The sequence below is a fragment of the Nonomuraea muscovyensis genome (genome assembly GCF_014207745.1).
Classification (GTDB): domain Bacteria; phylum Actinomycetota; class Actinomycetes; order Streptosporangiales; family Streptosporangiaceae; genus Nonomuraea; species Nonomuraea muscovyensis.
The window spans coordinates 745,424-770,562 of the sequence record NZ_JACHJB010000002.1 but is presented as its reverse complement, the minus strand read 5'-3'; the positions used below and the strand labels follow the sequence as shown (position 1 = coordinate 770,562).

The 25,139-nt window shown below is 71.0% G+C and carries 22 protein-coding genes and 1 pseudogene; 12 read left to right on the top strand and 11 right to left on the bottom strand.

The window, feature by feature from the left end:
- The first annotated feature begins 2 nt into the window (after positions 1-2).
- The 6 genes from FHU36_RS20115 (at position 3) to FHU36_RS20090 (ending at position 4,935) form a co-directional block, all read left to right on the top strand.
- Entirely contained in the window at positions 3-947 is a 945-nt protein-coding gene (locus tag FHU36_RS20115; RefSeq protein WP_185085491.1) for an ATP-binding cassette domain-containing protein, read from the top strand.
- Positions 944-1,702, top strand: a complete 759-nt coding sequence (locus tag FHU36_RS20110) for an ABC transporter permease (protein ID WP_185085490.1) — start codon at positions 944-946, stop codon at positions 1,700-1,702. The genes FHU36_RS20115 and FHU36_RS20110 overlap by 4 nt, the downstream gene beginning before the upstream one ends.
- Positions 1,642-2,685: a hypothetical protein gene (locus FHU36_RS20105; RefSeq protein ID WP_221496469.1), complete on the top strand. Its 1,044-nt coding sequence runs from the start codon at positions 1,642-1,644 to the stop codon at positions 2,683-2,685. The genes FHU36_RS20110 and FHU36_RS20105 overlap by 61 nt, the downstream gene beginning before the upstream one ends.
- Positions 2,686-3,315: 630 nt before the next feature.
- Positions 3,316-3,585, top strand: a complete 270-nt coding sequence (locus FHU36_RS20100; RefSeq protein WP_185085489.1) for a helix-turn-helix domain-containing protein — start codon at positions 3,316-3,318, stop codon at positions 3,583-3,585.
- 235 nt (positions 3,586-3,820) lie between these two features.
- Positions 3,821-4,396 carry a TetR/AcrR family transcriptional regulator gene (locus tag FHU36_RS20095; RefSeq protein ID WP_185085488.1) on the top strand — a complete coding sequence of 192 codons (576 nt, stop codon included), beginning with the start codon at positions 3,821-3,823 and terminating at the stop codon, positions 4,394-4,396.
- The gene (locus tag FHU36_RS20090) at positions 4,393-4,935 is read left to right on the top strand and encodes a hypothetical protein (protein ID WP_185085487.1); all 543 of its coding nucleotides are present in this window, start codon (positions 4,393-4,395) and stop codon (positions 4,933-4,935) included. Before FHU36_RS20095 ends, FHU36_RS20090 begins: the two co-directional genes overlap by 4 nt.
- 178 nt (positions 4,936-5,113) lie before the next feature.
- Here FHU36_RS20090 and FHU36_RS20085 read toward each other — a convergent pair whose 3' ends face one another.
- Positions 5,114-5,722, bottom strand: a complete 609-nt coding sequence (locus FHU36_RS20085; protein ID WP_185085486.1) for a TetR/AcrR family transcriptional regulator — start codon at positions 5,720-5,722, stop codon at positions 5,114-5,116.
- Between the two features lie 79 nt (positions 5,723-5,801).
- On the opposite strand from FHU36_RS20085, the gene FHU36_RS20080 reads away from it, so the two are divergent.
- The 3 genes from FHU36_RS20080 (at position 5,802) to FHU36_RS20070 (ending at position 7,681) form a co-directional block, all read left to right on the top strand.
- Complete coding sequence (locus FHU36_RS20080) at positions 5,802-6,782, top strand: alpha/beta hydrolase (protein WP_185085485.1); 981 nt, start codon at positions 5,802-5,804, stop codon at positions 6,780-6,782.
- Between the two features lie 125 nt (positions 6,783-6,907).
- Positions 6,908-7,099 (top strand): NAD(P)-binding domain-containing protein, encoded by a 192-nt coding sequence (locus FHU36_RS46435; RefSeq protein WP_312891710.1) that lies wholly within the window; start codon positions 6,908-6,910, stop codon positions 7,097-7,099.
- Between the two features lie 270 nt (positions 7,100-7,369).
- A complete protein-coding gene (locus tag FHU36_RS20070) occupies positions 7,370-7,681 on the top strand; it encodes a hypothetical protein (RefSeq protein ID WP_185085484.1) in 312 nt (103 codons plus the stop codon).
- A 10-nt stretch (positions 7,682-7,691) separates the two neighbouring features.
- On the opposite strand, the gene FHU36_RS20065 is transcribed toward FHU36_RS20070, so the two are convergent.
- The 7 genes and pseudogenes from FHU36_RS20065 to FHU36_RS20035 form a co-directional block, all read right to left on the bottom strand.
- Positions 7,692-8,672: a tyrosine-type recombinase/integrase gene (locus FHU36_RS20065; RefSeq protein ID WP_221496468.1), complete on the bottom strand. Its 981-nt coding sequence runs from the start codon at positions 8,670-8,672 to the stop codon at positions 7,692-7,694.
- Between the two features lie 199 nt (positions 8,673-8,871).
- The gene (locus tag FHU36_RS20060; RefSeq protein WP_185085483.1) at positions 8,872-9,528 is read right to left on the bottom strand and encodes a response regulator; all 657 of its coding nucleotides are present in this window, start codon (positions 9,526-9,528) and stop codon (positions 8,872-8,874) included.
- A complete protein-coding gene (locus FHU36_RS20055) occupies positions 9,525-10,598 on the bottom strand; it encodes a sensor histidine kinase (RefSeq protein WP_185085482.1) in 1,074 nt (357 codons plus the stop codon). The genes FHU36_RS20060 and FHU36_RS20055 overlap by 4 nt, the downstream gene beginning before the upstream one ends.
- 1 nt (position 10,599) lies before the next feature.
- The gene (locus tag FHU36_RS20050) at positions 10,600-12,015 is read right to left on the bottom strand and encodes an alpha/beta fold hydrolase (RefSeq protein WP_185085481.1); all 1,416 of its coding nucleotides are present in this window, start codon (positions 12,013-12,015) and stop codon (positions 10,600-10,602) included.
- A gap of 283 nt (positions 12,016-12,298) precedes the next feature.
- Entirely contained in the window at positions 12,299-13,150 is an 852-nt protein-coding gene (locus tag FHU36_RS47085) for a Tn3 family transposase (RefSeq protein ID WP_246502713.1), read from the bottom strand.
- Between the two features lie 1,290 nt (positions 13,151-14,440).
- Positions 14,441-14,876 (bottom strand): annotated as a pseudogene (locus tag FHU36_RS20040) (DUF4158 domain-containing protein); the annotation flags it as partial.
- Between the two features lie 204 nt (positions 14,877-15,080).
- Positions 15,081-15,848 (bottom strand): TetR/AcrR family transcriptional regulator, encoded by a 768-nt coding sequence (locus tag FHU36_RS20035; RefSeq protein ID WP_312891709.1) that lies wholly within the window; start codon positions 15,846-15,848, stop codon positions 15,081-15,083.
- Positions 15,849-15,933: 85 nt separating this feature from the next.
- Here FHU36_RS20035 and FHU36_RS20030 point away from each other — a divergent pair, with 85 nt between their 5' ends.
- On the top strand, positions 15,934-17,439 hold the full coding sequence (locus FHU36_RS20030) for an MDR family MFS transporter (protein ID WP_312891708.1): 1,506 nt from the start codon (positions 15,934-15,936) through the stop codon (positions 17,437-17,439).
- Positions 17,440-17,492: 53 nt separating this feature from the next.
- Positions 17,493-18,845, top strand: a complete 1,353-nt coding sequence (locus FHU36_RS46430; RefSeq protein ID WP_312891707.1) for an SDR family oxidoreductase — start codon at positions 17,493-17,495, stop codon at positions 18,843-18,845.
- 305 nt (positions 18,846-19,150) lie between these two features.
- Here the strand turns inward: FHU36_RS46430 and FHU36_RS20015 are convergent, their stop codons facing one another.
- A complete protein-coding gene (locus FHU36_RS20015; protein ID WP_312891706.1) occupies positions 19,151-21,352 on the bottom strand; it encodes an ATP-binding protein in 2,202 nt (733 codons plus the stop codon).
- A 139-nt stretch (positions 21,353-21,491) separates the two neighbouring features.
- On the opposite strand from FHU36_RS20015, the gene FHU36_RS20010 reads away from it, so the two are divergent.
- Positions 21,492-22,370 (top strand): alpha/beta fold hydrolase, encoded by an 879-nt coding sequence (locus FHU36_RS20010; RefSeq protein ID WP_185087471.1) that lies wholly within the window; start codon positions 21,492-21,494, stop codon positions 22,368-22,370.
- 64 nt (positions 22,371-22,434) lie between these two features.
- On the opposite strand, the gene FHU36_RS20005 is transcribed toward FHU36_RS20010, so the two are convergent.
- Positions 22,435-23,526 (bottom strand): tyrosine-type recombinase/integrase, encoded by a 1,092-nt coding sequence (locus FHU36_RS20005; RefSeq protein WP_185085478.1) that lies wholly within the window; start codon positions 23,524-23,526, stop codon positions 22,435-22,437.
- An 88-nt stretch (positions 23,527-23,614) separates the two neighbouring features.
- Entirely contained in the window at positions 23,615-25,111 is a 1,497-nt protein-coding gene (locus FHU36_RS20000) for a UDP-N-acetylglucosamine 1-carboxyvinyltransferase (protein ID WP_221496467.1), read from the bottom strand.
- Between the last annotated feature and the right edge of the window lie 28 nt (positions 25,112-25,139).

Below are 25,139 nucleotides of genomic sequence, written 5' to 3'. Positions count from 1 at the left end.
CGATGCGAACCTTCGTCTCGGTGACGGGGCTGCGTAAGTCCTACGGCGCCCACCGCGTCCTGGACGGTATCGACCTCACCATCCCGCGGGGCGCCGTCTTCTCGCTGCTCGGCCCGAACGGCGCGGGCAAGACCACCGCAGTGCAGATCCTGTCCACCCTGATCAAGGCCGACGCGGGCGAGATCTGGGTCGCCGGGCACGACCTGGCCGAGGAACCCGACGAGGTGCGTGCCGCGATCGGCGTCACCGGCCAGTTCTCCGCGGTCGACAGCTTCCTCACCGGCGAGGAGAACCTGCGGCTCATGGCCGACCTGCTCCACCTCGGCCGCGCCAAGGGCCGCACACGCGTCCGCGAACTGCTGGAGCGCTTCGACCTCACCGACGCCGCGCGCAAGCCCGCGGTCACCTACTCGGGCGGCATGCGCCGCCGGCTCGACCTCGCCATGACCATGGTCGGCACGCCCAAGCTCATCTTCCTCGACGAACCGACCGCGGGCCTGGATCCGCGCAGCCGCCGCACCATGTGGCAGATCGTCAGGGACCTCGTTCAGCAGGACGGCGTGACCATCTTCCTGACCACCCAATACCTGGAGGAGGCCGACGAACTCGCCGACCGCATCGCGCTGCTCAGCCAGGGCCGGCTGGTGGCCGAGGGCACCCCTGAGGAGCTCAAGCGAATGGTCCCCGGCGGTCACATCGTCGTGCGCTTCGCCGACCCCGACGGGTACCGCAGGGCGGCCGGCCACGTCGGCGCCACCTCCAGCAACGACGCGGCGCTCACCGTCCAGATCCCCGACGCCGGCGGAGTCGGGACGCTGAGGAAGCTCCTGGAGTGGCTGGACACGCATGCCATCGACGTCGCCGAGCTGTCGGTGCACACCCCCGACCTGGACGACGTCTTCCTCACCCTGACCCAGGAGCCCTCGACCAAGGAGCCCTCCCGATGAGAGCGATCACCGACTCGGCGACGATGCTGCGGCGCCAGGTCAAACACATCTGGCGCTACCCCACGCTGATCCTCACGTTCGCGTCCGTGCCCGTGGTGTTCCTGTTGCTGTTCGTCTACGTCTTCGGCGGCACCATGGGTGCGGGCATCGGCGCCGACCGCGCCGCCTACGTCGGTTACCTCACCCCCGGCATCATGATCACGACGATCGTCGGGGCCGCGCAGGGGACCGCGATCTCGGTGGCGACCGACATGACCGAGGGCATCATCGCCAGGTTCAAGACCATGGCCATCGCCCGCGTCTCGGTGCTCACCGGGCACGTACTCGGGGCGATGGTGCAGACGTTCCTCGCGATCGCCGTGGTGACCGTGGTGGCGTTGCTGATCGGGTTCCGCCCGTCCGCCTCGGTGCTGGACTGGCTCGGTGTGGTCGGTGCGCTGGCCATGTTCACCTTCGCCATCACCTGGCTGTCGGTCGCGCTCGCCATGGTCACCAAGAACGTGGCCACGGCCAGCAACCTGCCGATGCCGCTGATGCTGCTGCCGTTCCTCGGCAGCGGTTTCGTCCCGACCGAGTCGATGCCGTCCGGTTTGCGCTGGTTCGCCGAGCACCAGCCGGCCACGCCTGTCATCGAGACGCTGCGCGCGCTGCTGGCCGGGCGTCCGGCCGGGTCCAGCTTCCTGGAGGCGGCTGCATGGAGCGCGGGCATCGCCCTGGTCGGCTATCTGTCGGCACGCAGGCTCTACAACCGGTGAGGGTAGACGTGTTCAAACGCATTCTTCCGGCGCTTGGCCTGCTGGTTCTCGCGCCGCTGGTCGGCGAGTATCTGCTGGGCAACATCGCCATCAACGCCCTACCGATGATCATCGGGCTGATTCCGCTCTATGGCGGTGGCGCGCTGCTGATCCGTGAGGTCGCCCGCCGGTGGCGGCTGGGGTGGCCGGGGATCATCCTGCTCGGGCTCGCCTATGCCGTGATCGAGGAGGGCCTGCTCACCCGTTCGCTGTTCGATCCCGACTATGTCGGGTTGCGGTTGCTCGACTATGGGTTCATTCCGGCACTGGGCATCGGCGCCTACTGGACCGTGTTCGTTCTGGCCATCCATGGGGTGTGGAGCATCGCGGTGCCGATCTCGATGGTGGAGGCGGGCTCACGCCGTCCGGACACGCCCTGGCTCGGCAAGGTCGGTCTCACCGTGTCAGCCGTCCTGTTCCTGCTGGGCGGCGCGGTGCCGATCGCCCTGGCAGGTCCGGCCGGCTACCCGTTGTCGGCCGCTCAGGTCACCTGGACGCTGATCACGGCCGTCGCCCTGATCATCGCCGCGTTCCTGTCCGTTCGATTCCGCCGCCCCCTCCTTCCGGCCACACCGGCCGGCCCGTGGACCGTCTTCGCGATCACCATCGCGGCCGGGCTGGCGTTCTGGCTCCCCACCATGGCGGGCAAGCTGCAGTCCATCGTGCCCGCGTGGATCACGGTCGGCTTCTACCTCGCGCTCTACGCCACGATGACGCTGCTCATCCTGCGCTGGTCCCGGCGCATGGGCTGGGGGCCCAGGCACAGGTTCGCCCTGGGCGCTGCCGGCCTGGTCACCTACGCCTGGCGCGGCTTCCCTCAGCCGCCGAGTTTCCCAGCGCCCGCCAATGTGGATCTCATCGGCAACGCGGTCTTCGCGCTGGCCGCCCTCGGGTTGCTCGCCTTTGTGGTGGTACGGCTCCGCGGCAGATCGTGGCGCGGCTGACGCCGAGCCTGCCGCGCTTCGGCAGGCTCGAACCCGCCCGGCTTCAGCGAGGTGTGAAGCTGCCCCAGGAACGTCTTACCCCAATCCGGGTCTCGACCTGGAATGCTGTTGGTTGGAGAACACGCGTTCCCACGCGTGCATCAGGAACGCCGGGTCATAGACGAGGGTGAACAGGTCACCGAACCGCGATCAGGGTCTTCGACCGCCCACCGGTGCAACTTGATCTGCATCCTCCGTACCTCAAGACAGGCCGAATCAGCATCCGGCCACCTCGCGGCGCCGGCATTCACCGGCGTGTCTTCGTGGATTGCACCGTTGTCCTTGACCGACACGCTGCCGCCCTTCCCCAGCCGGGCTTTCCCCCGGCTCCGAGTTTGGAGCCGGCAAGAATTCAAGAGGCGTGAGACACCGGTTCCTCGCGTATACCTTCCCGAGTCTCCTCGGGGCCGGATTCGCGGCGTGCGCGCCGGCCGTCTGGGCGACCGGCAGGCGACTACCCCTCGATCGCGCGGATCTCCGGTCCGAGGACGATGCGGCCCGCTGCGGGTGGCGTCGATTTCGCCGGGTGTCGTGAGTTCGCCCATGGCGATAGCTATACCGGTATTTCTATTGTGTCTATAGACTGAGCGCATGGTACGACCCCCGCTGACCCCCGAAGAGCGCCTGCGCGGCGAACAGCTCGGCCGGGTCCTGCGCGAGGCCCGGGGTGGGCGCAGCATCGTCGAGGTCGCCGCGGCCGCGGGCATGTCCGCCGAGACCCTCCGCAAGATCGAGACGGGCCGCATCGCGACGCCCGCCTTCTTCACCATCGCGGCCCTGTCCGACGTGCTCGGCGTCTCCCTCGACCGCCTCGCCGTCCGCACCGTCCCGGAGGTCTCCGCCCGCACGGTGCCCACCTGACTGACCGCCGGCGGAACCCCGCCGGCCCGTGCCGGGCGGATGGGCCGTTCTCTTTGCTGCTTTCCGCCGATGTGGGAGTGGGCCGGAGCCCGATGTCCGATGAAGCACCGGAAGTCGTGGGGTGGCCGGCCATGCTCCTCGCGTGCCTCGGGCGGTGAAGAGCCATCGTGTTGCTCGGTGATCGTCCCATCCCTGTTTTAGAGAGATGTCTCTAAAAAGTGGTATCGTGGCCGTCATGGGACGACCATCTCGCCACGACGCCGACCACCTGCTCGACGTCGCCGTCGCACTGGCCGCCGCGGGCGGACCCGGTGCCGTCACGGCGGTGGCGGTCGCCAGGGAGGCGGGAGCGCCGAGCGGCTCGGTCTACCACCGCTTCCCCGGCCGCTCCGCGCTGCTCGCCGCACTCTGGCTGCGCACGGTCGAGCGCTTCCAGGAAGGCTTCCTGGCCGCGCTGGAGACCATGCCCGCCACCGAGGCCGCCCCGACGGCGGCCCGGCACGTCGTCGCCTGGAGCCGGGCCCACCCGCGGGAGTGCGGTGTCCTGCTGTACGGCGCGGCGGATTTCGGCGAGCGGCACTGGCCGGCGGAGGCGCAGGAGCGGCTGGAGCGGGCCAACGGCCGCGTCGCCGGCGCCCTGCGCGCTCTGGCGGGGCGGTTGGGCCGGGACGATGTGGAGCGGATCGTCATCGCGACCGTCGACCTGCCCTACGCCGTGGTCCGCAGGCACCTGGTTTCCGGCCGCGCGATACCGGAGTCGGCCGAGAGCACGGTCGCCGACTGCGCCGTGGCCCTGCTGGAGGCGTCGTGACCCTGCCCCGCAACTGGGGTGCGAGCCCGGCTGAGGTCGCCGCGCCCTACCCTTGTGACAGGTTCGTCGGCGGGCCGTCGGAAGACTGGTTCCGCGCCGTCACGGTCGAGGCCGGCGCGGACGTCGTCTTCGCCTGGCTGTGCCAGCTCAAGGTGGCCCCGTACAGCTATGACCTGCTCGACAACGGTGGCCGTCGCAGTCCGCGCACCCGCACGGCGGGGCTCGACCGGCTGGAGCTCGGCCAGACGTTCATGACCATCTTCGACCTGGTGGACTTCACTCCTGGCCGCCAGGTGACGCTGCGGATGGCCGAGCCCCGTTTCGCCTGGCTGTTCGGCGCGCTCGTGGTCAGTTACACGGTCCGCGACCGGGAGCCGGGGACCTCGCGGCTGGTGGTCAAGATGAGGGTGCCGGTGGAGTCCGGACCGGTGCGGGTGGGAGTGATCCGTGCTCTGCTGGGGTGGGGCGACCTGTTGATGATGCGGCGTCAGCTGCGCACCCTGGGCCGGCTCGCGGCCCGTGACGCGGCCCTCGGTTAGCGTGCGGGGGGTCAGCCCGCAACAAGCCCGAACCGGCCGGTGCCTCGATCGCTCAGGTTGCTGCCCTGCTTGTCACCGTGTCGCTCGCGGCGGCGGCGAAGCCGGGGTGTGGCGGCGACCCATGCCGGCCACTGCGAGCAGGCGGTGTGATCGTCGCTCCATCGCCTGGCGTTCCCCGCTATGAATGATCGTCAGCAGGGCTGGCATGGCCTGGGGCGGCACCGGCGTCGTCGGCGAAGTGTGGCAGAACCATCTCGATCAGTGCGGCGACGTCGGCGTCGGCCATCGGCTCGCCGGTCATGCCCATCCGGTGGAGCAGGGTTCCGACGACGACGTCGATGAAGAACAGGACCCGGTTCTCCGGCTCGCCGAGCGCGTCCTGGAGTGCGAGCCGGTAGGGGTCCTGTAGCCGCGTGGACAGGATCTCGCGCAGGGCCGGGTCGCTGACGGCGTCACTGAACACGCCGGCGAACGCGTCGCCCACGCCGGGCTCGGCGATCTTCGCAGCGATCCAGTGGATGGCCGAGGACATGAGCTCGCCTCGATTGGCGCCCTCCAGCGGCACCGGGCCGAACGCGTCCAGGAGGCAGTCCACGATCAGCGCGCCCTTCGACGGCCAGCGCCGGTAGATCGTCGTCTTGGCGACGCCGGCCGCGGCGGCGATGCGCTCGACGGTGGCCCGCGCGTAGCCGAGCTCGACGACCGTGCTGAGCGTGGCGGCGAAGACCGCAGCGTTGACGCCGGTGCGCGGGCGGCCGGGTGGTCTGGCGGATGTGGTCGATGTCATGCCCCACACGATACCCGGTTGCGCTACTGTAGGTATCGAAACCTCTGGTAGCGAAACGGGTTTGAACCGAGGAGAAGGCATGAGTGAGGTCACTGCCGCGAAGCGGCCGCCGGAGCCGGACTGGCTGGCGATGACGGCCGAGGAACTGGTCGCCTATCGCGAGGCGGAGAACCGCTTTCGGGCGTCCAGCGCGGTGCGGGCGGTCACCGGGGATCCGGATCCCGGCGCCGCGATCGGTTGGCAGGAGGTGGCGCTGCCCGGCCGCGAGCTCCCGGTCCGGGTGTACCGGCCCTGTCCCGGGCGCGACGGAAGGGGCGCCGACCGGGCCGGCCTGCCGCTCGTGCTCCACGTGCACGGAGGCGGCTTCGTGGGCACGGCGGTGCAGAGCGACTGGGTCAACAGCCACCTCGCCGCCCAGCTGCCCGCGGTCGTCGTCTCGGTCGAGCACCGCCTCCTCGATGCGCGAACCCCGCTGTCGGCGGCCGTCGACGACGGCTGGGACGTGCTCCAGCACGTGGTGCGGCACGCCGCGCAGTGGGGCATCGACCCGACGCGGACCGCCGTCTTCGGCGAGAGCTGCGGCGCGTTGATCAACGCCCTGGCAGCGATCCGGGCCAGGGACGTCAGCCTGCGCCTGCGGGCGCAGGTGCTGGTCAACCCCGCTGTCGATGTGACCGGGACGATGCTTGAGCACGCCTCGGTCACCCAGCACGCCCACAGCCCGACCCTCGCCGTGCCGGTGTTGCAACTGTTCCAGCGGCTCGCCGTTCCACCGGGAACCGACCCTCGCGCGCTCTCGCCGCTGTATGCCGACAACCTGAACGGGCTGGCCCCGGCGCTCGTGGTGGTGCCGACCCACGACCCGGTGGCCGACCACGGCCGCCGTTACGCCGAACGGCTGCGAGCGGCCGGGACACCCGCGCGGCTCACCGAATACCCCGGAGCGGGGCACGCGTTCCTCAGCATGCCGGGCGTGGCACAGCAGGCCGAGGCCGCGCGGGCGGAGATCCTCGACTTCCTCCGAGGCTCCCTCGCCGCCTCGGCGCAAGCATCGGGCTGACCGGGCTGCTCACCAGGGACACCTCCGGCGACACCGGCCGGAGCCACGGCCCCGCTCCGAGACGCGCGGCGGGCTTCGGGGCGGGCTTCGGGGCGGGGCGAGGGTGCCGCGACACGTCGCCAGAGGTGTTCCTCTCCCCTCGGGGGGCGCGCACGGCCGCTGAGCTGTCCGTGCGCTACGAGGGTGTACAGGTGTGCGCCGACAACCAGGAGGTGGTGGACCGTTCCGAGGTGGTGATCATCGCCGTACGCCGCCAGGACCGGCACGAGGCGCTCGCCGGCTTGAGGGGGAGGGCGACAAGCTGGTGGTCAACGTGATGGCCGGCGTCGGCATCGACGACCTGCGCCAGACGCCGGCCACCACGCCCCGCTGGTACGGGCCATCCCCTGCCCGCCGTGCGCGAACGCCGCTCCGTCACGGTGACGGGCCCGTCGCACCCGGTGGTGGACTCGCTCTTCGAGCACCTGGGCGGGTCGCACCCGGTGGGGTCCCGGTAGTAATGGAGAAATATCCAACGAAGTTGCCTCTGACCTGCGATTATCCTGGGCCCTTATGACTAAAGTCTCGATTCGCTTACGGTGTGGACCATGAGCGACGACGACCCTCAATTCGGCTGCGGCGCGGGCGGACGGCCGTTGTGGACGGTGCGGGATCGGGACGCGGAGGTCATCCGCACGGTGCTGCGCAAGGCGGGCAGTCGGGAGTTCAGCGAGCGCCACGGCGGGTTCGTCGTCGAGGGTGGGCAGGACGGCGCGCCGTTCGCCATCGCCTGCGCCGACGACGCTGACATCGCGGTGCGGGAGCTGGCCCGTTACGAGGAGGCGCTGCGCAAGGCCGGCTACCGACTCCAGCGTGATCCCGATGATGATCAGACGCTGCTGGCGTGGCCGACCGGGTGACCTTATGAGGTCATCGTGATGGGGGCTTGAGTTCAGCGAATGCGGCGGCGCCGGGCGGGGTCTGCTTCGGCGGTGATGCGGGCGGAGGTCTCTTCGCCCAGGCGTACGTAGCGGCCGAGGCTGGCCAGGTGCTGGTGGCGGCTCTTGGCCTGCAGTTCGGGCACGGTGCGGCCGGCGCGAGGTGCTGCAGCGCCGAGTGGCGGAGCTGGTGCAGGGTCCACCCCTGGTGGTGCGGGTCGAGCTTGGCCGAGGCGGTCTTGAACAGGTATTCGGCGCGCGGGTAGGACAGTCGGCCGCGTTTGGTGACCGGGTCGATGTCGTCGGCCGCTGGCGCGCGGCGGCCGGAGGCGGGGGCGCGCCGGTCGGCCAGGAACACCGGCCCCGTGGTGCGGCCACCCAGCAGGCGGGGCAGCAGCCGGGCGGTGGGGGTGGCCCAGTGCACGTACTCGATGGCGCCGCCCTTGGAGACGACGCGAGCGCGGCGGAACTCCAGATCGAGGTCCTCGACGTTGAGGGTGAGGATTTCCTCGGCGCGGGCGGCCGTGTCGTACAGGAGCCGCCACAGGACCCGCTCGCGCAGAGCGTGCGTGGGGTCGGTGAAGAGCGCGTCCAGCCGGGTGCGCGGGATGGCGCGGTCGCCGCGGCGGGCGCTCTTGCGGCGCTCCAGCCGACGGGCGGGATTAGCGGCCAGGAGCTCCTGGCGCTGGGCCCAGGCGGTGAAGGAGCACAAGGCGGACAGGTGCCGGTTCCAGGTCGCGGCGGCTGCGGTGTGCCAGCGGTTCATGACCGCGGCGTAGTGCTCGGGGGCCAGCGCGGCGACGAGATGCTGCGGGCCGACCACGGCGGTCAGCCGGGTGAGGGTCTGGGCGTAGCCGGCGCGGGTGGTGGCCGCGGTGATGGAGTCGAGAAAGCGCTCGACGGCGGCCGCGGTCGTCGAGCCGGTGGCCGGGTCGGGCTGGCTCGGCTGGCCGGGGAAGGCCACGACGGACATGGGGCCGTCCTCCTCCGAGGCGATGTGACACATAATGTTGCCGAGTCGCGGTCGCGGCGTTGGATGCCGAGCTGGGCTGACGCGACCTGCCGGCTGTCAGTGTGACAGATAATTTGAGTCTGTGTCATACATAGCGATGAGGCATGCCCTCATCGTCGATGTTCGTCTCACGGGACAGGGGCCCGAGACCGGCGGACGGTCAAGGTGTATCGCGGGTGACGATGCCGTGTTCGTATGCGTAGATCGCTGCGTGCACGCGGGTCCGGAGGCCGAGTTTGGTGAGAATCCGGTTGACGTGGGTTTTGACCGTGCCTTCCTCGATGGTGCACGCGGCGGCGATCTCGCCATTGCTCAGTCCTCGGGCCAGGAGGCGTAGCACGTGGTGTTCGCGCGGGGTCAGTAAGTCGAGTTCGGGGGTGGCGGGGCGCGGGGACAGTTCGGCGAAGCGGCTGATCAGGCGGCCGGTGACCTGCGGGTCGATCAACCCCCTGCCCTGGTGCAGCTCATGGACCGCCGCGATGAGCACGTCGGGGTCGCTGTCCTTGAGCAGGAAGCCGGCCGCTCCTGCGCGCAGCGCGCCGAACAGGTACTCGTCGAGGTCGAACGTGGTGAGGGCGAGCACGCGGGGGGCGGATTCGGCGCCGGTGAGGCGGTCGATGGCGGCTATGCCGTCCATGCCCGGCATCCGCAGGTCCATCACCACCACGTCCGGCCGTCGCCACAGCGCCTGGTGCACCGCTTCGGCGCCGTCGGCGGCCGTCGCGATCACGTCGATGTCGGGTTCGCCGTCGAGGATGAGCTGCAGCGCCTCCCGCGCCGCGTCCTGATCGTCGGCGACCAGCACCCGGATCGTCACCACGCGTTCCCTTCCCTGGGCAGGTCGGCGCGGACCCGCCAGCCGCCCGTTTCGACCGGTCCCACCGACAGTGTGCCGTGGAGCAGGTGCACCCGTTCCCGCATGCCGCGGATGCCCTGGCCCTCTGCCTGGGACGCCGGCGCCGGGGCGCCGTTGTCGAGGACCTCAACGCGCAGGCCGTGGTCGTCCTGTCGTAGGTGGACGGTGACCTCAGTCGCGTCCGAATGGCGCACGACGTTCGTCAGTGCCTCCTGGACCACCCGGTAGGCGGTGTGGTCGACGGCCGGCGGCAGAACACCTCCCCTCCCCGAGCGGCGCAGGGTGATCGTGCGGCCGGCGGAGGTGAGCTGCCCGGCCAGCCGCTCCAGGTCGGCGGTGCCGGGCTGAAGGGCAGCCGGGTGCTCGCTGAGCGTCCGGAGTAGGTCGCGTACCTCCGTCAGGGCCGACAGCGACAGGTCCGAGATCGCTTCCAGGGCCCGGGTCGCGGAGGTGTCACCGCGTGTTCGCCGGGCCGCCGCGGCCTGCAGCCGGATCGCCGTCAGGTGGTGGCCCACGCTGTCGTGCACGTTCCTGGCCAGCCAGTTGCGCTCCTCGGCCAGGACGCGCTCCGCCTCGGCACGCTGCACGCGCAGCGTCTGGTCGGCCCGGTCCCGGTGCAGCCGCAGCGCGTAGCCGGTGGCCACGGGGGCGATAGTCATGATCACCATGTTGGTGAGCGCCAGTACCCCCGCGTTGATCACCATGCCGATGCCCGCCATCCAGCATGTGGAGACCGCCAGCACCAGAGCGGGACGCCGCGACCGGTAGTAGACAGCCGTACAGAACACGGCCATCGGGACCAGCATCCCCTCCCAGCGATGCAGCTGCGCCATTCCGGCCAGCGCGATCACCGCGGACGCCACCGCGGCGGTCAACGGGAGCACCCGCCGGATGAGCAGAGGGAGACTGATGCCGGTGCTGAAGACGATCAGAAGGGGGATGTCGGCCGGGACCGGCCCTTGCAGCGCCGTCAGCAGCGCCGCGGTGGTCGCGGCGCCGGCGACGAGCAGAACCTCCCTCAGCCAGTGCATGTCACGATGATGCCGGACCGCAGGTCGTGCCCGTGGGCGGGAGTTGCCCGGTGGTCAGGTAGCGGTGCACGTGGTCGCGGACGCAGGGGTTGCCGCTCCAGTAGAGCGCGTGACCGCCCTTGGCCGCGAGGTAACGGGCGCCGTCGAGTTGCGCGGCGATCCGGCGTCCGTACGCGGGCGCCGCCGTGTCGTCGTACGCGCCGTTGGCGATCAGGATCGGCGGCAGGCCGCGTGGGCGAATCGGATGGGGCGGGTAGGAGGTCTTCTTCGGGAGTCCGGTGCAGAGGTCGGCCATCGGCCAGGCCATGGTCCAGCCGATGCGCGGCGCGGTCTTTCTCAGCCGTGCCTCCATGGCTTTGACCTCACGGTATGCGGTCGGGAACGGGAAGTCGGCGCACATCGTGATCCTGCTGAGGTCCGGGTCGGGCGCCCCGGCGAACGGCTTGGCGAACCGGGTGGCGTCGCCCGCGTCCGCCTCGGTCAGGGACTTGGCCAACTCGGGCCACGTCGCGTCGAACGAGACAGTCGCGCGGGAGGCGATGAGGGCAGCGCTGGCCGTGGCGCCCGCTCCGGCACCGGGCGCGGGGATCGGCCGCTTGGTGGCGCGGGCCATGACCTCGTCCCACACCTTGAGCACGTCGCGGCCGTGGAGCGCGCAACTCCGGTCGGTGGCGCACCACTCGGCGAAGCGGTGCAGGTTGTCTTCCTTGACCTTCGCTCTGGCCAGGACCCATTCGTCCCACGACCGGTTGGTGTGGTCGATCGGACTGTCCAGATACATGCGGCCGACGCGGGACGGGAAGTACTCGGCGTAGGCCACACCGAGGACGCCGCCGTAGGAGTTGCCGAAGTAGTTCAGCTTCCGCTCGCCCAGCGCCACCCGGACCGCCTCCAGGTCGCGGGCCCCTTGCCAGGTGTTCAGGTTGCCCGCGAGCGGGCCGGCGGCTTCGGCGCATCCCAAGCCGAAGCGGTGGTTCTGCTTTGTGTACTGGGCGAAGGCGGCGCGGTTGGTGAACACCCACTCCCCGTTGGTGGGATTCGGCGCCGGGTTGGGGCAGCGCACCTCGGTGCTCGCCTCGAACCCGCGCGGGTCGAAGAGCACCACGTCGAACCATTGGGTCAGGTCGGCGAAGGTGCCCTTTATCTGGCGCAGGATCGAGATCTGCTGGGCGGGACCGCCCATGTTGAGGACAATCGTGCCCATCCTGGTGGCCGGGTCACGCGCGGGAAGCTTGGCGAGCCCCAGCGTGATCTGCTTCCCATTGGGGGCGGCCCAGTCGGCGGGCACGGTGATCCGGTCGCATTGCAGGCCGTCTCCGCAGTCCTGCCAGGACAGCTCGGTATCCGCCACCGCGGGCGTCGCCGCTGCTACGGGGAGCAGCATTGTGCCGAGCACGGCAATGATCGTCTTCTTCATGACCCTCAGCCTTGCCGAGAGGCATCCCGCCGGTCGTCCACCTTTCGATAGATCCTCACGCCCGCGAACCGGCGATCACCATCGAAAGGGATGGTTCACCGCCTGCGCGGCGTCGGTCAGGCGATCCGGCTTCATGCCGACGCTCCGCCACTGGAGGTTCCCTGCCCGCTCCAGGTCGAGGTCGACCGGCATCAGCCGCGCTCGGCGGACCTGGCCGCTTCATGCCCGGCGTCACCAGGAACGAGCGCACCGTCATGTTCGACGCCGAGACCATGACGGCCGCCTACGGCACGCTCCAACTCATCGTCGCGCTCACCCCAGAACGGGCCGTAAGCACGAGGGGGTGGCCCGCGCCCGGGCGCGGGCCACCCCTAGAGCCTGCGCCATCTCCCTTCATAGAGCGCGGCGCAGGGCGTGTCAGGGCGTCAGCCTCAGCTCGCGCAGTTGCGCGGGCTGGGTAGCGCTTGGCGATCTCGGTCGGGGTGTCGTCACGGACCAGGGTGACCCGGGTCAGGTCCCGCATCCTCGGGGTGAGGGCCTTGCCGACCAGGTCGAACAGCGCAAAGTTGATCAAGGTCGCGCCGTGAGTGTCGGTCGCGTGCTCGGCGATCGGAAGGTCGGTCGCGTTGCCCAGGAAGTCGTCCAGGACGAAGTGCGCCTCCCGCGCCGTCGGCACGATGATCTTCGTGCGGTAGGTCGACCACTGATCCGAGACGTGGGTGTAGGTCGACAGCACCTGACCGCCGTGGATGACCATGTTCCGGCCGGTCAGAGTCTTACCCCGGACCGGGAAACGCTGGCCGTCCGACGAGCTCATGGTGCCGCCGCCGAACACCTTGGCCAGCTCCAACTGATAGTGGCGATCGACGATGACCGTGTTGGCCTCGCGTAGCGTCTCCTCCCGCACGTACCACTCCATCGTCCAGGCCAGCACGTCATACGACACCCCACAGGCATCCGACATCCGGGCCAGGCCCAGATTCGTGGCCATCGCGATCAGCACAGCGAGGATGTTGCGCTTGGTCTCCGCCGACTTGGCCAGCTTGCGCCCGCCGGCGTGGGTGAAGCAGTCCAGAAAGCCGGTGCGGGCGTCCAGCTCGATCAGCAGCGAGGCGATCGGCGCGAACGGCAGCATCGCGGCCAGCTCGTCCCTCAGCTCCTTGGCCTCCGCTGGCACGTCCTCGGCCGACAGCGGCGGTACCACCAGATGCGCCTCCTCATCCAGCCGGACCGTGCCGGCGTCGTCCGATGAGGCGCCGGCCAGCGTCTGCTCCAGCTCCGCCAGGGCGGCGTGCAACTCCTGCTTGCCCTGCTCCAGCGCGTCGCTCGCGTTGGCGGGTTTGCCCACCAGGCGGCAGTACTCGGCTTGTTTGGGCGTCCACTGCTCGGGGGTGTACAGGTAGGTGGCCGGGTCGGCGTAGCGGCGCGAGCCGGGCACGAACACATCCCCGCTGCGCAGCCCGTCGCGCAGGCACAAGATCACGCAGAGCTCCCAGTAATGCCGGTACGCGGTGTCCTGACCGGACTTGCGGGCCTTGTCGAGGTAGTCGGCGTACTTGGCGGGCACGAAGCCGGTCGGCGCACCTGCAGGCACCTTGCGACCACTGGTCCGGTTCAGCTCCTTCAACAGGGCCACCGCCTCCATCAGCTCGCCCGTGCCCGGCCCGCCCTGGAAGTCGATCGCGGCCAGCACGATCGGGGTGAACTGACGCAGGTAGGTGTAGGAGGACTCCAGCTCCGACAGCCGGCCGTGATCCCTGGGCAGCGGCTTCCACGCATCGGAGGTGATCTCCCGCAGTCGCTGCATGCCGATCCGCTCGCGCAGCATCCCGCCCACCTCATCGTCGGGGATCGACGGGTCGGCCAGCGTGGGCAGGATCATGTCCATCAGCAGCTGCCGTGTCTCGCCCTTCTTGGCCCGCTCGATTAGCGCCTCGTCGGTCTTGGACTTCGCCCGTGACTCCCGCGCCGAGACGGCCTGGTCGAACAGGGCCACCACCTCATCGAGCTGGTCGATGACGGCTTGGGCCACGAACGCCAGCAGGATCGGGAACTTGCGCTCCTTGCGCCGCTCCAGGCCCTGGTTGGTCGAGCGGCGTGCGACCTGGGCCAGGAACCGGCGGCGCTCGTTCGGCAGCACCGACACATCCATCTGGTGGGCGTCGATCGCGCGCAGCCAGGTCAGCTTGTCGATCGCGGCCTTCACCGATGTCGCCGAGGCGTCCCTGGCCGGGGTGACCAGCCACTCCAGCCGGGTCATCCCCAGCCCCGCATCCACCAGCAGCATCCGCTCCAGGTCGGCGCGGACCTCAGCGGCCAGCAGGTGCCCCACCAGCTGCGAGGTCAGATCGGCGGCGCCCTTGCGGGCCGTGCCGACCATCTTGGCCAGAACCAGCGCGCCAGGCCGGATCACCTTGGCCGCCATCAGATACTCGCGCGCCAGGTTGAACAGCAACGTCGGCGAGTCATGCTCCATCGCCCGATCCAGCAGGAACTGTTCCAGCTCGACTGCCCGCCGGGGCGGTCTGCCACTCCAGATACTTGGCGACCTGGCCCAGATGGTCCGAGCGGGTCTGCGCTCGGTGCCCGTACAACGACAACGCCGCCGGCGACACGCCCAGCCGCTCGGCGACCCGGGCCACCGCCGCCGGCGGCGCCGAGGCCACATCGTCGGGCACGAACCCGAGCCACGGCAGCGTACAGAGCTGAACCAGCATGCCCAACTGGTCCACTGAGCGCCGCCCACGACCTGGATCGACGAACGCCACGTCAGCCGACGTCGGCGTGAAGTACCGGATCAACTCATCTGCGCTGATCTCCGGGAACGAGCGCAGCTGCTCCAACTGCTCCTCGGAGAACATCTTCTCTGACAACGCAACGCACCACCCCACGTGCCGTACCGGACAAACCGGAACGAACGTAGCGGCAGTGATCACCAACCCGCCACAGGCGATGAACCCCTCCGTCGCCGCAGGTCAGAGGCTACTTCGTTGGAAATTTCTTCATTACTACCGGGACCCCATCAGGTGCCCGAAGCCTCCGGCCCCAACCAGAGACGTCGCAGGTCAGGAGCTCGCGGCCGGAGTCTGCCGGATTCCGGTGGCGCCGGTGATGAGCGCGGCGATGGCGTCGAGGATGCGGTCGAGCCCGTGCTGGAAGCGCTTGTCGGGGGCGAGGTGGGCGGTGCGGGAGTTCAGGACCGTTCGGTTGAACAGCGGGAAGGTGCCGGATGCGACGACTTGGCGCACGTACGGCCCGATGTAGTCCCGTTTCCAGCGTTCGGGGTCCAGGCCGGTGCGGCGGGCCTCCTCCAGCCAGCCGATCTCGCGGCGGATCGCGCTGTGGATGTAGTCGTTGAGCATGTCGGCAAAGCCGGTGATGTCGTCGATGTCGAGTCCGATCCCGTCGAACGCGCCGAGCGTGAACTCGTGCACGCGCAGCAGGTTGGGGCCCAGGGTCGGCCGGCCGGCGAGCAGTGCGATGAGCCAGGGGTGGCGTAGGCCCGCGGCGCGGGTCTGCCGGGCCAGCAGCGTCAGGTCGGATCGCCAGTCACCGGAAGGGCTGTCGGGGAGCTCGATCTCCCCCATTGCCAGGTCGATCATGAGGTCGAACAGGTCGTGGCGCCGGGGGACGTAGCGGTAGAGGGACATGGCGCCGGTGCCCAGTTCGCACGCGATCCGCCGCATGGTCGTGGCCTCCACCCCCTCGGCGTCGGCGATCCGGATGGCCGTTCGGGTGATCTGCTCGCGGCTGTAGCCGGGGCGCCGTCCCGGCCCGGAGCGTTCTTGCCGCTCCGGCTGCATCCAGATGCTGGTCGGTTCCTCGTCGGCCACCTGTGCCCCTCTCCCTATTTGCGTACATGGTACCTGAATGGTTATGGTCCATTTCGAGTACGTGGTACGCGAAATGGAGGAATGCGTGGATCGATCACTTCGAACGGGCGTGATCGGCGTGATGCTGGGCATGATCACAGCCCCGCTCGACGGCATGATGCTCGGGCCCGCGCTGCCGACGATCGTGCGGGATCTCGGCGGCCTGGAGTACTTCTCCTGGGTGGCGACGGCCTACCTGATCTGCATGGCCGCCTCGACACCGATCTGGGGGAAACTCGGCGACCTGTACGGCCGCAAGGCGGTCTACATGGCCTCGATCGTGGTCTTCCTGCTGGGATCCGGGCTGTCGGGGATGGCGGCCGACATGACCCAGCTCGTCGGCTTCCGGATGGTGCAGGGGCTGGGCGCGGGAGGCCTGATGACCGGGGCTCTGGCGCTGATCGGCGAGCTGGTGCCGCCCCGGCACAGCGGCAGGCTCATGGGGCTGTTCGGGACGATGATGCCGATCGCCTTCATCGCCGGGCCGCTGCTCGGTGGCCTGTTCGCCGAGCGACTGGGCTGGCGGTGGGCGTTCTTCGTCAATCTCCCCGTCGGCGCGCTCGCCCTGCTGCTCATCGGCGCCGCCGTACGGCTGGAGCCGCGCCGGATCAGGGCGCGGATCGACTACCTGGGGGCGCTGCTGCTGACGGTGGCGCTGGTGGCGCTGAGCCTGGTCGCCAGCTGGGGCGGCACCCGGCACGCCTGGGCTTCGACCCCGATCCTCGCTCTGATCCTGATCGGGTCGGCGGCGCTGGTCGCCCTGGTGTTCGCGGAGCGGCGCGCGGCCGAACCGATCGTCCCGCTGCGGCTGTTCGCCGACCGCAACTTCACCCTCGCCCAGGTCATCCGCTTCCTGGGCGGCGTCGGCATGGTGGTCGCGGCCACCTTCCTGCCGCAGTACATGCAGCTGGTGCAGGGCGCCTCACCGACCGCCAGCGGCCTGCTGATCCTGCCCTCGATGCTGGGCATGGTCGCCGTGCTGATCGGCACCGGCCGGCTCATCAGCCGCACCGGCCGCTACCGGATCTACCCGATCCTCGGCGGCGCCACCGTGGCCGCCGGCATGCTCGTGCTGCTCTTCCTGCGGCCCGGCGCCAACCTGGCACTCGCCTGCGCTCTGACGCTGATCGGCGGCATCGGCGTGGGCCTGCTGATGCAGTCCACCACGATCATCACCCTCAACAGCGCCGAGCCGCGCGACATGGGGGCGGCCAGCGGCTCGGTCACCCTCTGGCACACCATGGGCGCCTCGCTGGGCGTGGCCGCCCTCGGCGCCCTGTACACCGCCCGGCTGCAGGACACGCTCGTCGAGCGCCTCGGCGCGGAGACCGGCACCCGGATCGCCTCCAGCCAGCTGACCCCCGACGCGCTCGCCCACCTCCCGGTCTCCGCACAGGAGGCGGTTCACCTCGCCGTCTCCAGCGGCATCCACGCCATGGCCCTCGGCGCGGCGGGGCTGGGCGTCCTCGCCTTCGCGCTGGCCTGGTTCATCCGCGAGGTCCCGTTGCGCGAGCGGGCCCCGTCCGCCGAACCCGCCGCCGCGGCCGCATGAGGCGGGCACGCCTGCCACGCAGCGTGAGAGCCCAGATCGTCAGGAGAACACCAGTGATCGACAGTCCGCAACGGCTGGCCGTCATCGTCGGCAGCGTCCGCGACGGCCGCCTCGGCCCTACCGTGGCCACCTGGTTCGCCGGCCAGGCCGCAGCCCGCCCAGACCTCGACGTCGACGTGATCGATCTGGCCGACGTGCCGATCGGGGCGGCGGCGCCGTCGATGTCCGCGCCGGAGCCGGTGCTGCGAGCCCTCGGCGAGCTGACCGCGCGGCTGGCGGCCGCCGACGCGTTCGTGGTGGTGACCCCCGAGTACAACCACAGCTATCCGGCCGCCCTGAAGAACGCCATCGACTGGCACAACCAGCAGTTCCACGCCAAGCCGGTGGCGTTCGTCTCCTACGGCGGCATCTCCGGAGGGCTGCGCGCGGTGGAGCACCTGCGTGCCGTCTTCGCCGAGCTGCACGCCGTCACCACCCGCGACACCGTCAGCTTCCACGGCGTCTGGGAGTGCTTCGACGGCAGCGGGCAGCCGAAGGACCCCGTCGGCCCGGCCGCGGCCGCCAAGACCCTCCTGGACCAGGTGACGTGGTGGGCGCGGATCCTGCGCGAGGCCAGAGCCACCACCCCTACACCGCATGAAGAGAAAGGCGTGATCATGATGGGATTGACCGGAAAGACGGCGTTGGTGACCGGCGCGAGCCGGGGCATCGGCCGCGCGATCGCCACCCGGCTGGCCCGCGAAGGCGCCCGGGTCGCCGTGCACTACGGCAGCGACCACGCGGCCGCCAAGGACACCGTCGCCACGATCGAAGCGGCCGGCGGAGTGGCCTTTTCCGTTCAGGCGAAGCTGGGCGCGCCCGGCGACGCCGAGGCCCTGTGGGCCGGCTTCGACGCCCACGCCGATGGGCTGGACATCCTGGTCAACAACGCGGGAATCCTCGGCGACCAGACCGAGATCGACGGCGTCACCCGGGAGGGTTTCGAGCACCTGTTCGCGGTCAACACCACCGCCCCGTTCTTCATCACCCAGCAAGCCGTGCCACGGCTGCGCGACAGCGGGCGGATCATCACGGTGGGCACCATGCTGACCCGGGGAGCGGCCATGCCCAGGGCGATCGACTACGCCATGTCCAAGGCCGCACTCGACGTTCTGACCACCGCCCTGGCCAAACAGCTCGGGCCGCGCGGCATCACGGTCAACATCGTGGCCCCCGGCGTCATCGACACCGACATGCACCAGGGACGCCTGGTGGGCGACGCCCTGGCCTGGCTGTCGTCGCAGACGCCCCTCGGGCGGCTGGGCACGCCGCAGGACGTGGCCGGCACCGTCGCCTTCCTGGCCTGCGACGACAGCCGCTACATCACCGGACACCGCCTCGACGTCTCAGGCGGGACGACCATTTGACGCGCTCTTCGGCGTAGACGCCGAAGATTCTGGCCTGTGCCGCTCGCACGACACTTCCGTGGCTTCCTGCTTCACCGACCTGCGCCACCGAGGTGGTCTTACCGGGTCTCCACAGGCTTTCGGACCTCTCGATCCCGTTCCCGCCCGTCCGGCGGTACCTGACGCGATCAGCGTACCGGACGCCGATCCGCCTCGGGGCGAATCGGCTTGTCCTGCCCCGCTACGCGGGCTGGTCCGCTTCACCACCGGCGTGGCTGTCGGGCCCGTCTCGCTCGCTCGCCCGCCGGACGAGCGCGATCGGCGAGTCAGCCCCTCGACGCCCTGGCCCGGTGCTCCGCGGACTGCCGCGTGCGGCCCAGAGCCGCGGCCAGGTCCGCCAGGTGGCAGGCCACCGGGCCCAGCGTCAGCACGCCACTACCCGCGCCGGCCAGCTCCCCTTCGGGGGGCAGCAGCCCGGCGTGGACGCGTTCCGCCGTCTCCCGGTCGCCGACCGCCACCGCCGCCCGGCCGACCAGGCACCACAACGCCTCCAGCAGCAGGTCACGTGGCGGGTCGGGCACCTCGCGCAGCGCCGCGGCGGCCTGGCTCCGGCGCTCCTGCGACAGCAGCGCCAGCGGCCGGACCCACGGCTCGTAGGGACCCCAGTCGACCTCTTCGCCACCGATCCACCCGCCCGACGCCCCCTCGATGCGCGCCCCCTCGACCCGCGCCCCGCACGGCCCGCAACGCTCTCCGTGCGGTTCGCCGGTCGGCTGTCGGTGCCCTTGCCCGGACCGCGGGCCCGTCCGCGCACCGGGTCGTCGATCGCGCCGCTCGTCGTCGCGGGTCCACGCCGAGGTTCGCGTCCACGCTGAGGTTCGCGGCGCGTACCGCAGTCGCAGGCACAGCAGTGCCAGCGGCGGCAGGCCCCGTTCCAGCCCCGGCATCCCGGCGCCGTCCAGCACCGTCGCGGCCTCGCGGCAGGCCGCCTCCACCTCGCTCAGCGGCGCCCGCCCGGACTCCGCCAGGCGCACCACTCGGTACCAGCGGGTGAAGACGCCCGCCAGCGGCAGCTCGTGCCGTCCCGCCAGCGCGTCCACGGCCGCCGCGTGAGCGTCGGCGGTCGCGAAGTCGGCGAGTGCGGCGCGGGCCTGCAGCCGTATCAGGTGGCCCAGCACCTCGTAGGTGATCAGGTCGTGCCGGGCCGACACGCTGACCAGTTCGGCGCCGAGGTCGTCGCGGCGGCGGGCCAGGCCCGCCCGGTCGAAGCTCTGCATGAACACGCCGTTCAGGGCGAAGGCCAGCAGGGCGGGGTCGTTCAGGTCGCGGGCGAGGGTTTGTGCCTGCCGGGCGGCCGATCGGCCGCGTGCCGTGCCGGTGCCGCGTGACTCCAGGGCGATCGTCGCCAGCAGTCGCGCCCGCGCCGCCTGGTGTCCGCCGGCCGGCAGGGCGGCCAGCGTGCGCTCGGCCGCCGCGACGACGCGTGCCGCCTGGTGGGGGTCGTCGGAGCGGGTCCAGATGGCGGGGACGTCGTAGGCGCCGATCACGCGGGCGGTCAGTTCGGCGTCGCCGAGTTCCTCGGCCGCGGTGACGGCGGCGATGCGGTGCTCGCGTGCCGCCTGCAGGCCGCCTGGGCCGGTCACCGCGAGGTTGCGCAGCAGCCCGACCGTGGATTCCAGGCGGGCGCGGGCTCCCGGCGTCACGGTGCGGTCGTAGAGGGCGGCGGCCTGCCCCCACACCCGGTTGGCCGTCTCGTCCGGGCCGGCGGCGGGGGTGAGGTGGTCGGCCTGGTGCAGGATGTCGGTCTCCAGGCGGCGCAGGTCGGGGCCCGGGTCCACCCCGAGCTGGTCGGCCAGCAGCGTGCGCGCCCGGCGGAGCACGGCCAGCGCGTCCGCCTGCCGGCCCGTCCGGTACAGGGCGAGCGCCAGCAGCCGCCAGCCTTCTTCGCGCCAGGGATGCTCGGCCACGTGCGCGTCGAGGTCGGGCACCGCTTCGGCGGCCAGGCCGAGGGTCAGCAGGGTGGCGGCGTGCCGTTCGACGGCGTGCAGCCGTAGCTCCGCCAGGCGGGAGCGCTCCGCGCGTGCCCAGCCCGCCTCGGCAAACTCGGCGTAGGCGGGTCCGCGCCACCACCGGAGTGCCTCCCGCAGCCGCGCGGCGGCATCGGCTGGGGGCAGGCTCGCGGCGGTGGTGATCGCGCGTTCGAAGCGCCAGGCGTCCACGTCGCCGGTGTCGGCGCGCAGCGCGTAGCCGGGTCCTTCGGTGACCAGCAGCCGGGCGGGGGTGCGGGGCGGGCGTGCGGGTTCGAGGGCGCGGCGCAGCGCCGCGACGAATGTCCGCAGGGCGCCGACGGCGCCCGGCGGGGGGTCGTCCCACAGGTCGTCGACCAGGCGGGAGACCGGCACGACGCGGCGGCGGGCGACGATGAGCCGGGCCAGCACGGCGCGGTGCCGTGGTCCCTTCAGCGCGAGCGGGTCGCCGGCGCCGTCCCAGGCGGTCACCGCTCCGAGCACCCCGAACGCGACTCCCACGCCGACCTCCTCGCCCTAGCTGACGTGCCGTCCACCGCGCTGTGGCTCCTTGCGGTCACGGTAGCGCGCTGACCGGATGCTCATTCACGCCCGCCAGGGTGGAGACGTTCGCCCACCCGAGGAGAAAGGCGTGGCATCCATGCCTGTTGCCATCACCGGTTTCGACTACCGGCGTGTCCCGGTCGCCGACGGCGTGTCGCTGAACGCGGCCGTCGCCGGTTCCGGCACCCCGATCGTGTTGCTGCACGGTTTCCCGCAGACGCACCTGATGTGGCGGCACGTCGCCGCCGACCTGGCGGCCGACCACACCGTCATCTGTCCTGACCTGCGCGGTTACGGCGCCAGCGACAAGCCCGCCGTCACCGGCGCCGGTACCTATGCCAAGCGGACGATGGCGGCCGACGTCGTCCGCCTGGCCCGTGCCCTGGGGCATGAGCGGTTCGCGCTGGCCGGGCACGACCGGGGAGCCCTGGTCGCCTTCCGTGCCGGGCTCGACCACCCCGGCGCGATCACTCATCTGGCCTGTCTGGACGTGCTGCCCACGCTGGACATGTGGGAGGTGATGCACGGCGTCGGCGCGGCGGTCGGCTTCCACCTGTTTCTGATGGCCCAGCCGCCGGGTCTGCCCGAGCAGTTGATCGCCGGGAACGCGGAGGCGTTCTTCGGTCATTTCCTCGACATCTGGACCCGTGATCGCGGGGCGATCCCCGCCGATGTGCGTGCCGCCTACCTGGACGCCTGCCGGGGGGCGGTGCCGTCGATCGTGGCCGACTACCGCGCCTCGGCGGGCGTCGACGTCGAGCACGACCGGGCGGACCTGGAGGCGGGCAACCGGCTGCGCATGCCGGTGACGGTGTTGCAGCAGGACTGGGGGGCCGTCCTGGGGTTCGACGCGGCAGCGCTGTGGGGGGCGTGGGCGCCGGACCTGCGGCACGCCACCGTCACCTGCGGCCACTTCATGGCCGAGGAGGCGCCGGCCGAGGTCGCCCGGGCCCTGCGGGAACTGCTCACCCGTTGAGCGGCCCGGCAGCCGGTTGGTGGCGTCGGGCCGATCCTCCCTCTGGAGCCGGTGTTGTGACCGGTCAGGGGGGCGGGGTGGGGTCACCTGCGGGGGATGCGGGAGGGGCGGTGCGCAGCAGGGGGTGGACGCGCATGGCGACCTCCAGCTCGCCCGGTAGCTCGTCGCGGTAGCGGCCCAGGGTCGACAGGTCGCTGTGGCCGAGGACGCGGCGCACGGCGTCCATGTCGACCGCGTCGGCCAGCAGGTGGGTGGCCGTGGTGTGCCGTAATCCGTGGGGAGTGACCGTGCGGCGTTGCGCGGGGTCGACGCGGGCCTGGACCCGGTCGATGACGCCCTGGACGTCGCCCCGGGCCAGCCGCCGCCCCCGCCACGACAGCAGCAGCGCCTTGTCGGGCACGGCGGCGCGGCCGCGCTCCAGGTAGGCGTCGAGCGTCTCGGCGACGGCGGCGGGCAGGGGCACGTCGCGGGTGCGGCCGCCCTTGCCGAAGATGCGCCAGTAGCGGACGCCGTCGTTGGTGAAGAAGTCTTCGACGTTGGCGCGCACCAGCTCCGAGACGCGGGGGCCGAGGGTGGTCAGCAGGAGCACGATGAGCGCGTCGCGTAGGTGCATCTGCTGGTCGCGGCGGCCCTCGGCGGGGGTGCGCTGCAGGGAGCGGGCGGCGCCGAGCAGGCCCTGGGCCTGCTCGCGGGTGAGCGCGCGCCGCTCGGGGCGCAGCCCGCCGCGTTGTCTGGCGGTGATGGTGGAGGCCGCCATGGGGTCGATCTGGACCCAGCCGGCCAGGACGGCGTGTTTGAACAGGGTGGAGATGGAGCGGCGAAAGCGTGCCTGGGACGACGGCGACTGCGTGGAGCGCGACTGCCCCGCGGGGCCGCCGGCCGGCGTTTCGGGCAGCGGGCCGGCGGGCGGGGCGGCGGGGCGGCGGCCGTCGGGTTTGCGGGCGAAGGCGAGCAGCACCGCGTCGACGTCCTCGCCCGTCAGGTCGTCGAGCACGTTTTCGGCCCCGGCCAGGGTCACGAACGTCGCCACGTCGCGCGCGTAGACCTCCGCCGTGGCCGGTGACAGCGCGCCGGTGAGCGTCTTGGCGCGCACCAGCTCCACGTAGCGGTCAGCTGCCTCCGCCACCGTCACCCGGTCGAGCTCCGCAGGCCGCACCGTCCCCCCTCGTCTCGTGACAGGAATCCGTACAAGATCCGGTGAAGACGGTAGCGGCCGGCACCGACAGAAACGCCGAGGCGCCCGGTCAGATGTCGCGGAAGGTCTCGATCCTGGCTCCGAGGGCGTTGAGCCGTTCGGCCAGGTCCTCGTAGCCGCGGTTGATGACGTACACGTTGCGCAGCACGGAGGTGCCTTCGGCGGCCATCATCGCCAGCAGCACGACCACGGCCGGGCGCAGGGCCGGCGGGCACATCATCTCGGCGCTGCGCCAGCGGGTCGGGCCCTCGACCAGCACCCGGTGCGGGTCGAGGAGCTTCACCGACGCGCCGAGCCGGGTCAGTTCGGTGAGGTAGATGGCCCGGTTGTCGTAGACCCAGTCGTGGATGAGGGTCGAGCCCTGGGCCGCCGCGGCGATGGCGGCGAAGAACGGCACGTTGTCGATGTTCAGCCCGGGGAACGGCATCGGGTGGATCTTGTCGATGGGTGAGATGAGCTTGGACGGACGCACGGTGAGGTCGACCAGCCGGGTGCGGCCGTTGGCGGCCGCGTACTCGCCGCCCCTGTCGTGGTCGAGGCCCATCTCCTCCAGGACGGCGAGCTCGATCTCCAGGAACTCGACCGGCACCCGGCAGATCGTCAGCTCCGAGGAGGTGACGACGGCGGCCGCCAGGAGGCTCATCGCCTCGACGGGGTCCTCGGAGGGGGAGTAGTCGACGTCGCAGTCGATGTCGGGGACTCCGTGCACGGTCAGCGTGGTGGTGCCGATGCCCTCGACCTTGACGCCGAGCTGTTCCAGGAAGAAGCACAGGTCCTGGACCATGTAGTTGGAGGAGGCGTTGCGGATCACCGTGACGCCGTCGTGCCGGGCGGCGGCCAGCAGGGCGTTCTCGGTCACGGTGTCGCCGCGTTCGGTCAGGACGATCGCCCGTGACGGTGACACGGCCGGGTCGACGCGGGCGTGGTAGAAGCCGCCGGTGGCGGTGATGTCGAGGCCGAAGTGCTTCAGGGCCGACATGTGCGGCTGGACGGTGCGGGTGCCGAGGTCGCAGCCGCCCGCGTAGGGGATGCGGAACTGGTCGGTGCGGTGCATCAGCGGCCCGAGGAACATGATGACGCTTCGGGTGCGGCGGGCGGCGTCGGTGTCCATCGACTCGAGTTCGAGGCGGGCCGGGGGGATGATCTCCAGGTCGTTGCCCTCGTTGATCCAGCGGGCGCGTACCCCGACGGAGGCCAGGACCTCCAGGATGCGGTACACCTCCTCGATCCTGGCCACCTTGCGCAGGATCGTCCGGCCGGAGTTGAGCAGCGACGCGCACAGCAGGGCCACGCACGCGTTCTTGGAGGTCTTGACGTCGATGCTGCCCGACAGCCGGCGGCCGCCGACGACCCGCAGGTGCATGGGGCCGGCGTAGCCGAGGGAGACGATCTCGCTGTCGAGTGCCTCACCGATGCGGGCGATCATCTCAAGACTGATGTTCTGGTTGCCGCGCTCGATGCGGTTGACCGCGCTCTGGCTGGTGGCGAGGGCGTCGGCCAGCTGGAGCTGTGTCCACCCGCGATGCTGCCGGGCGTCCCGGATCAACCGGCCGATCCTCACAAGGTAATCATCC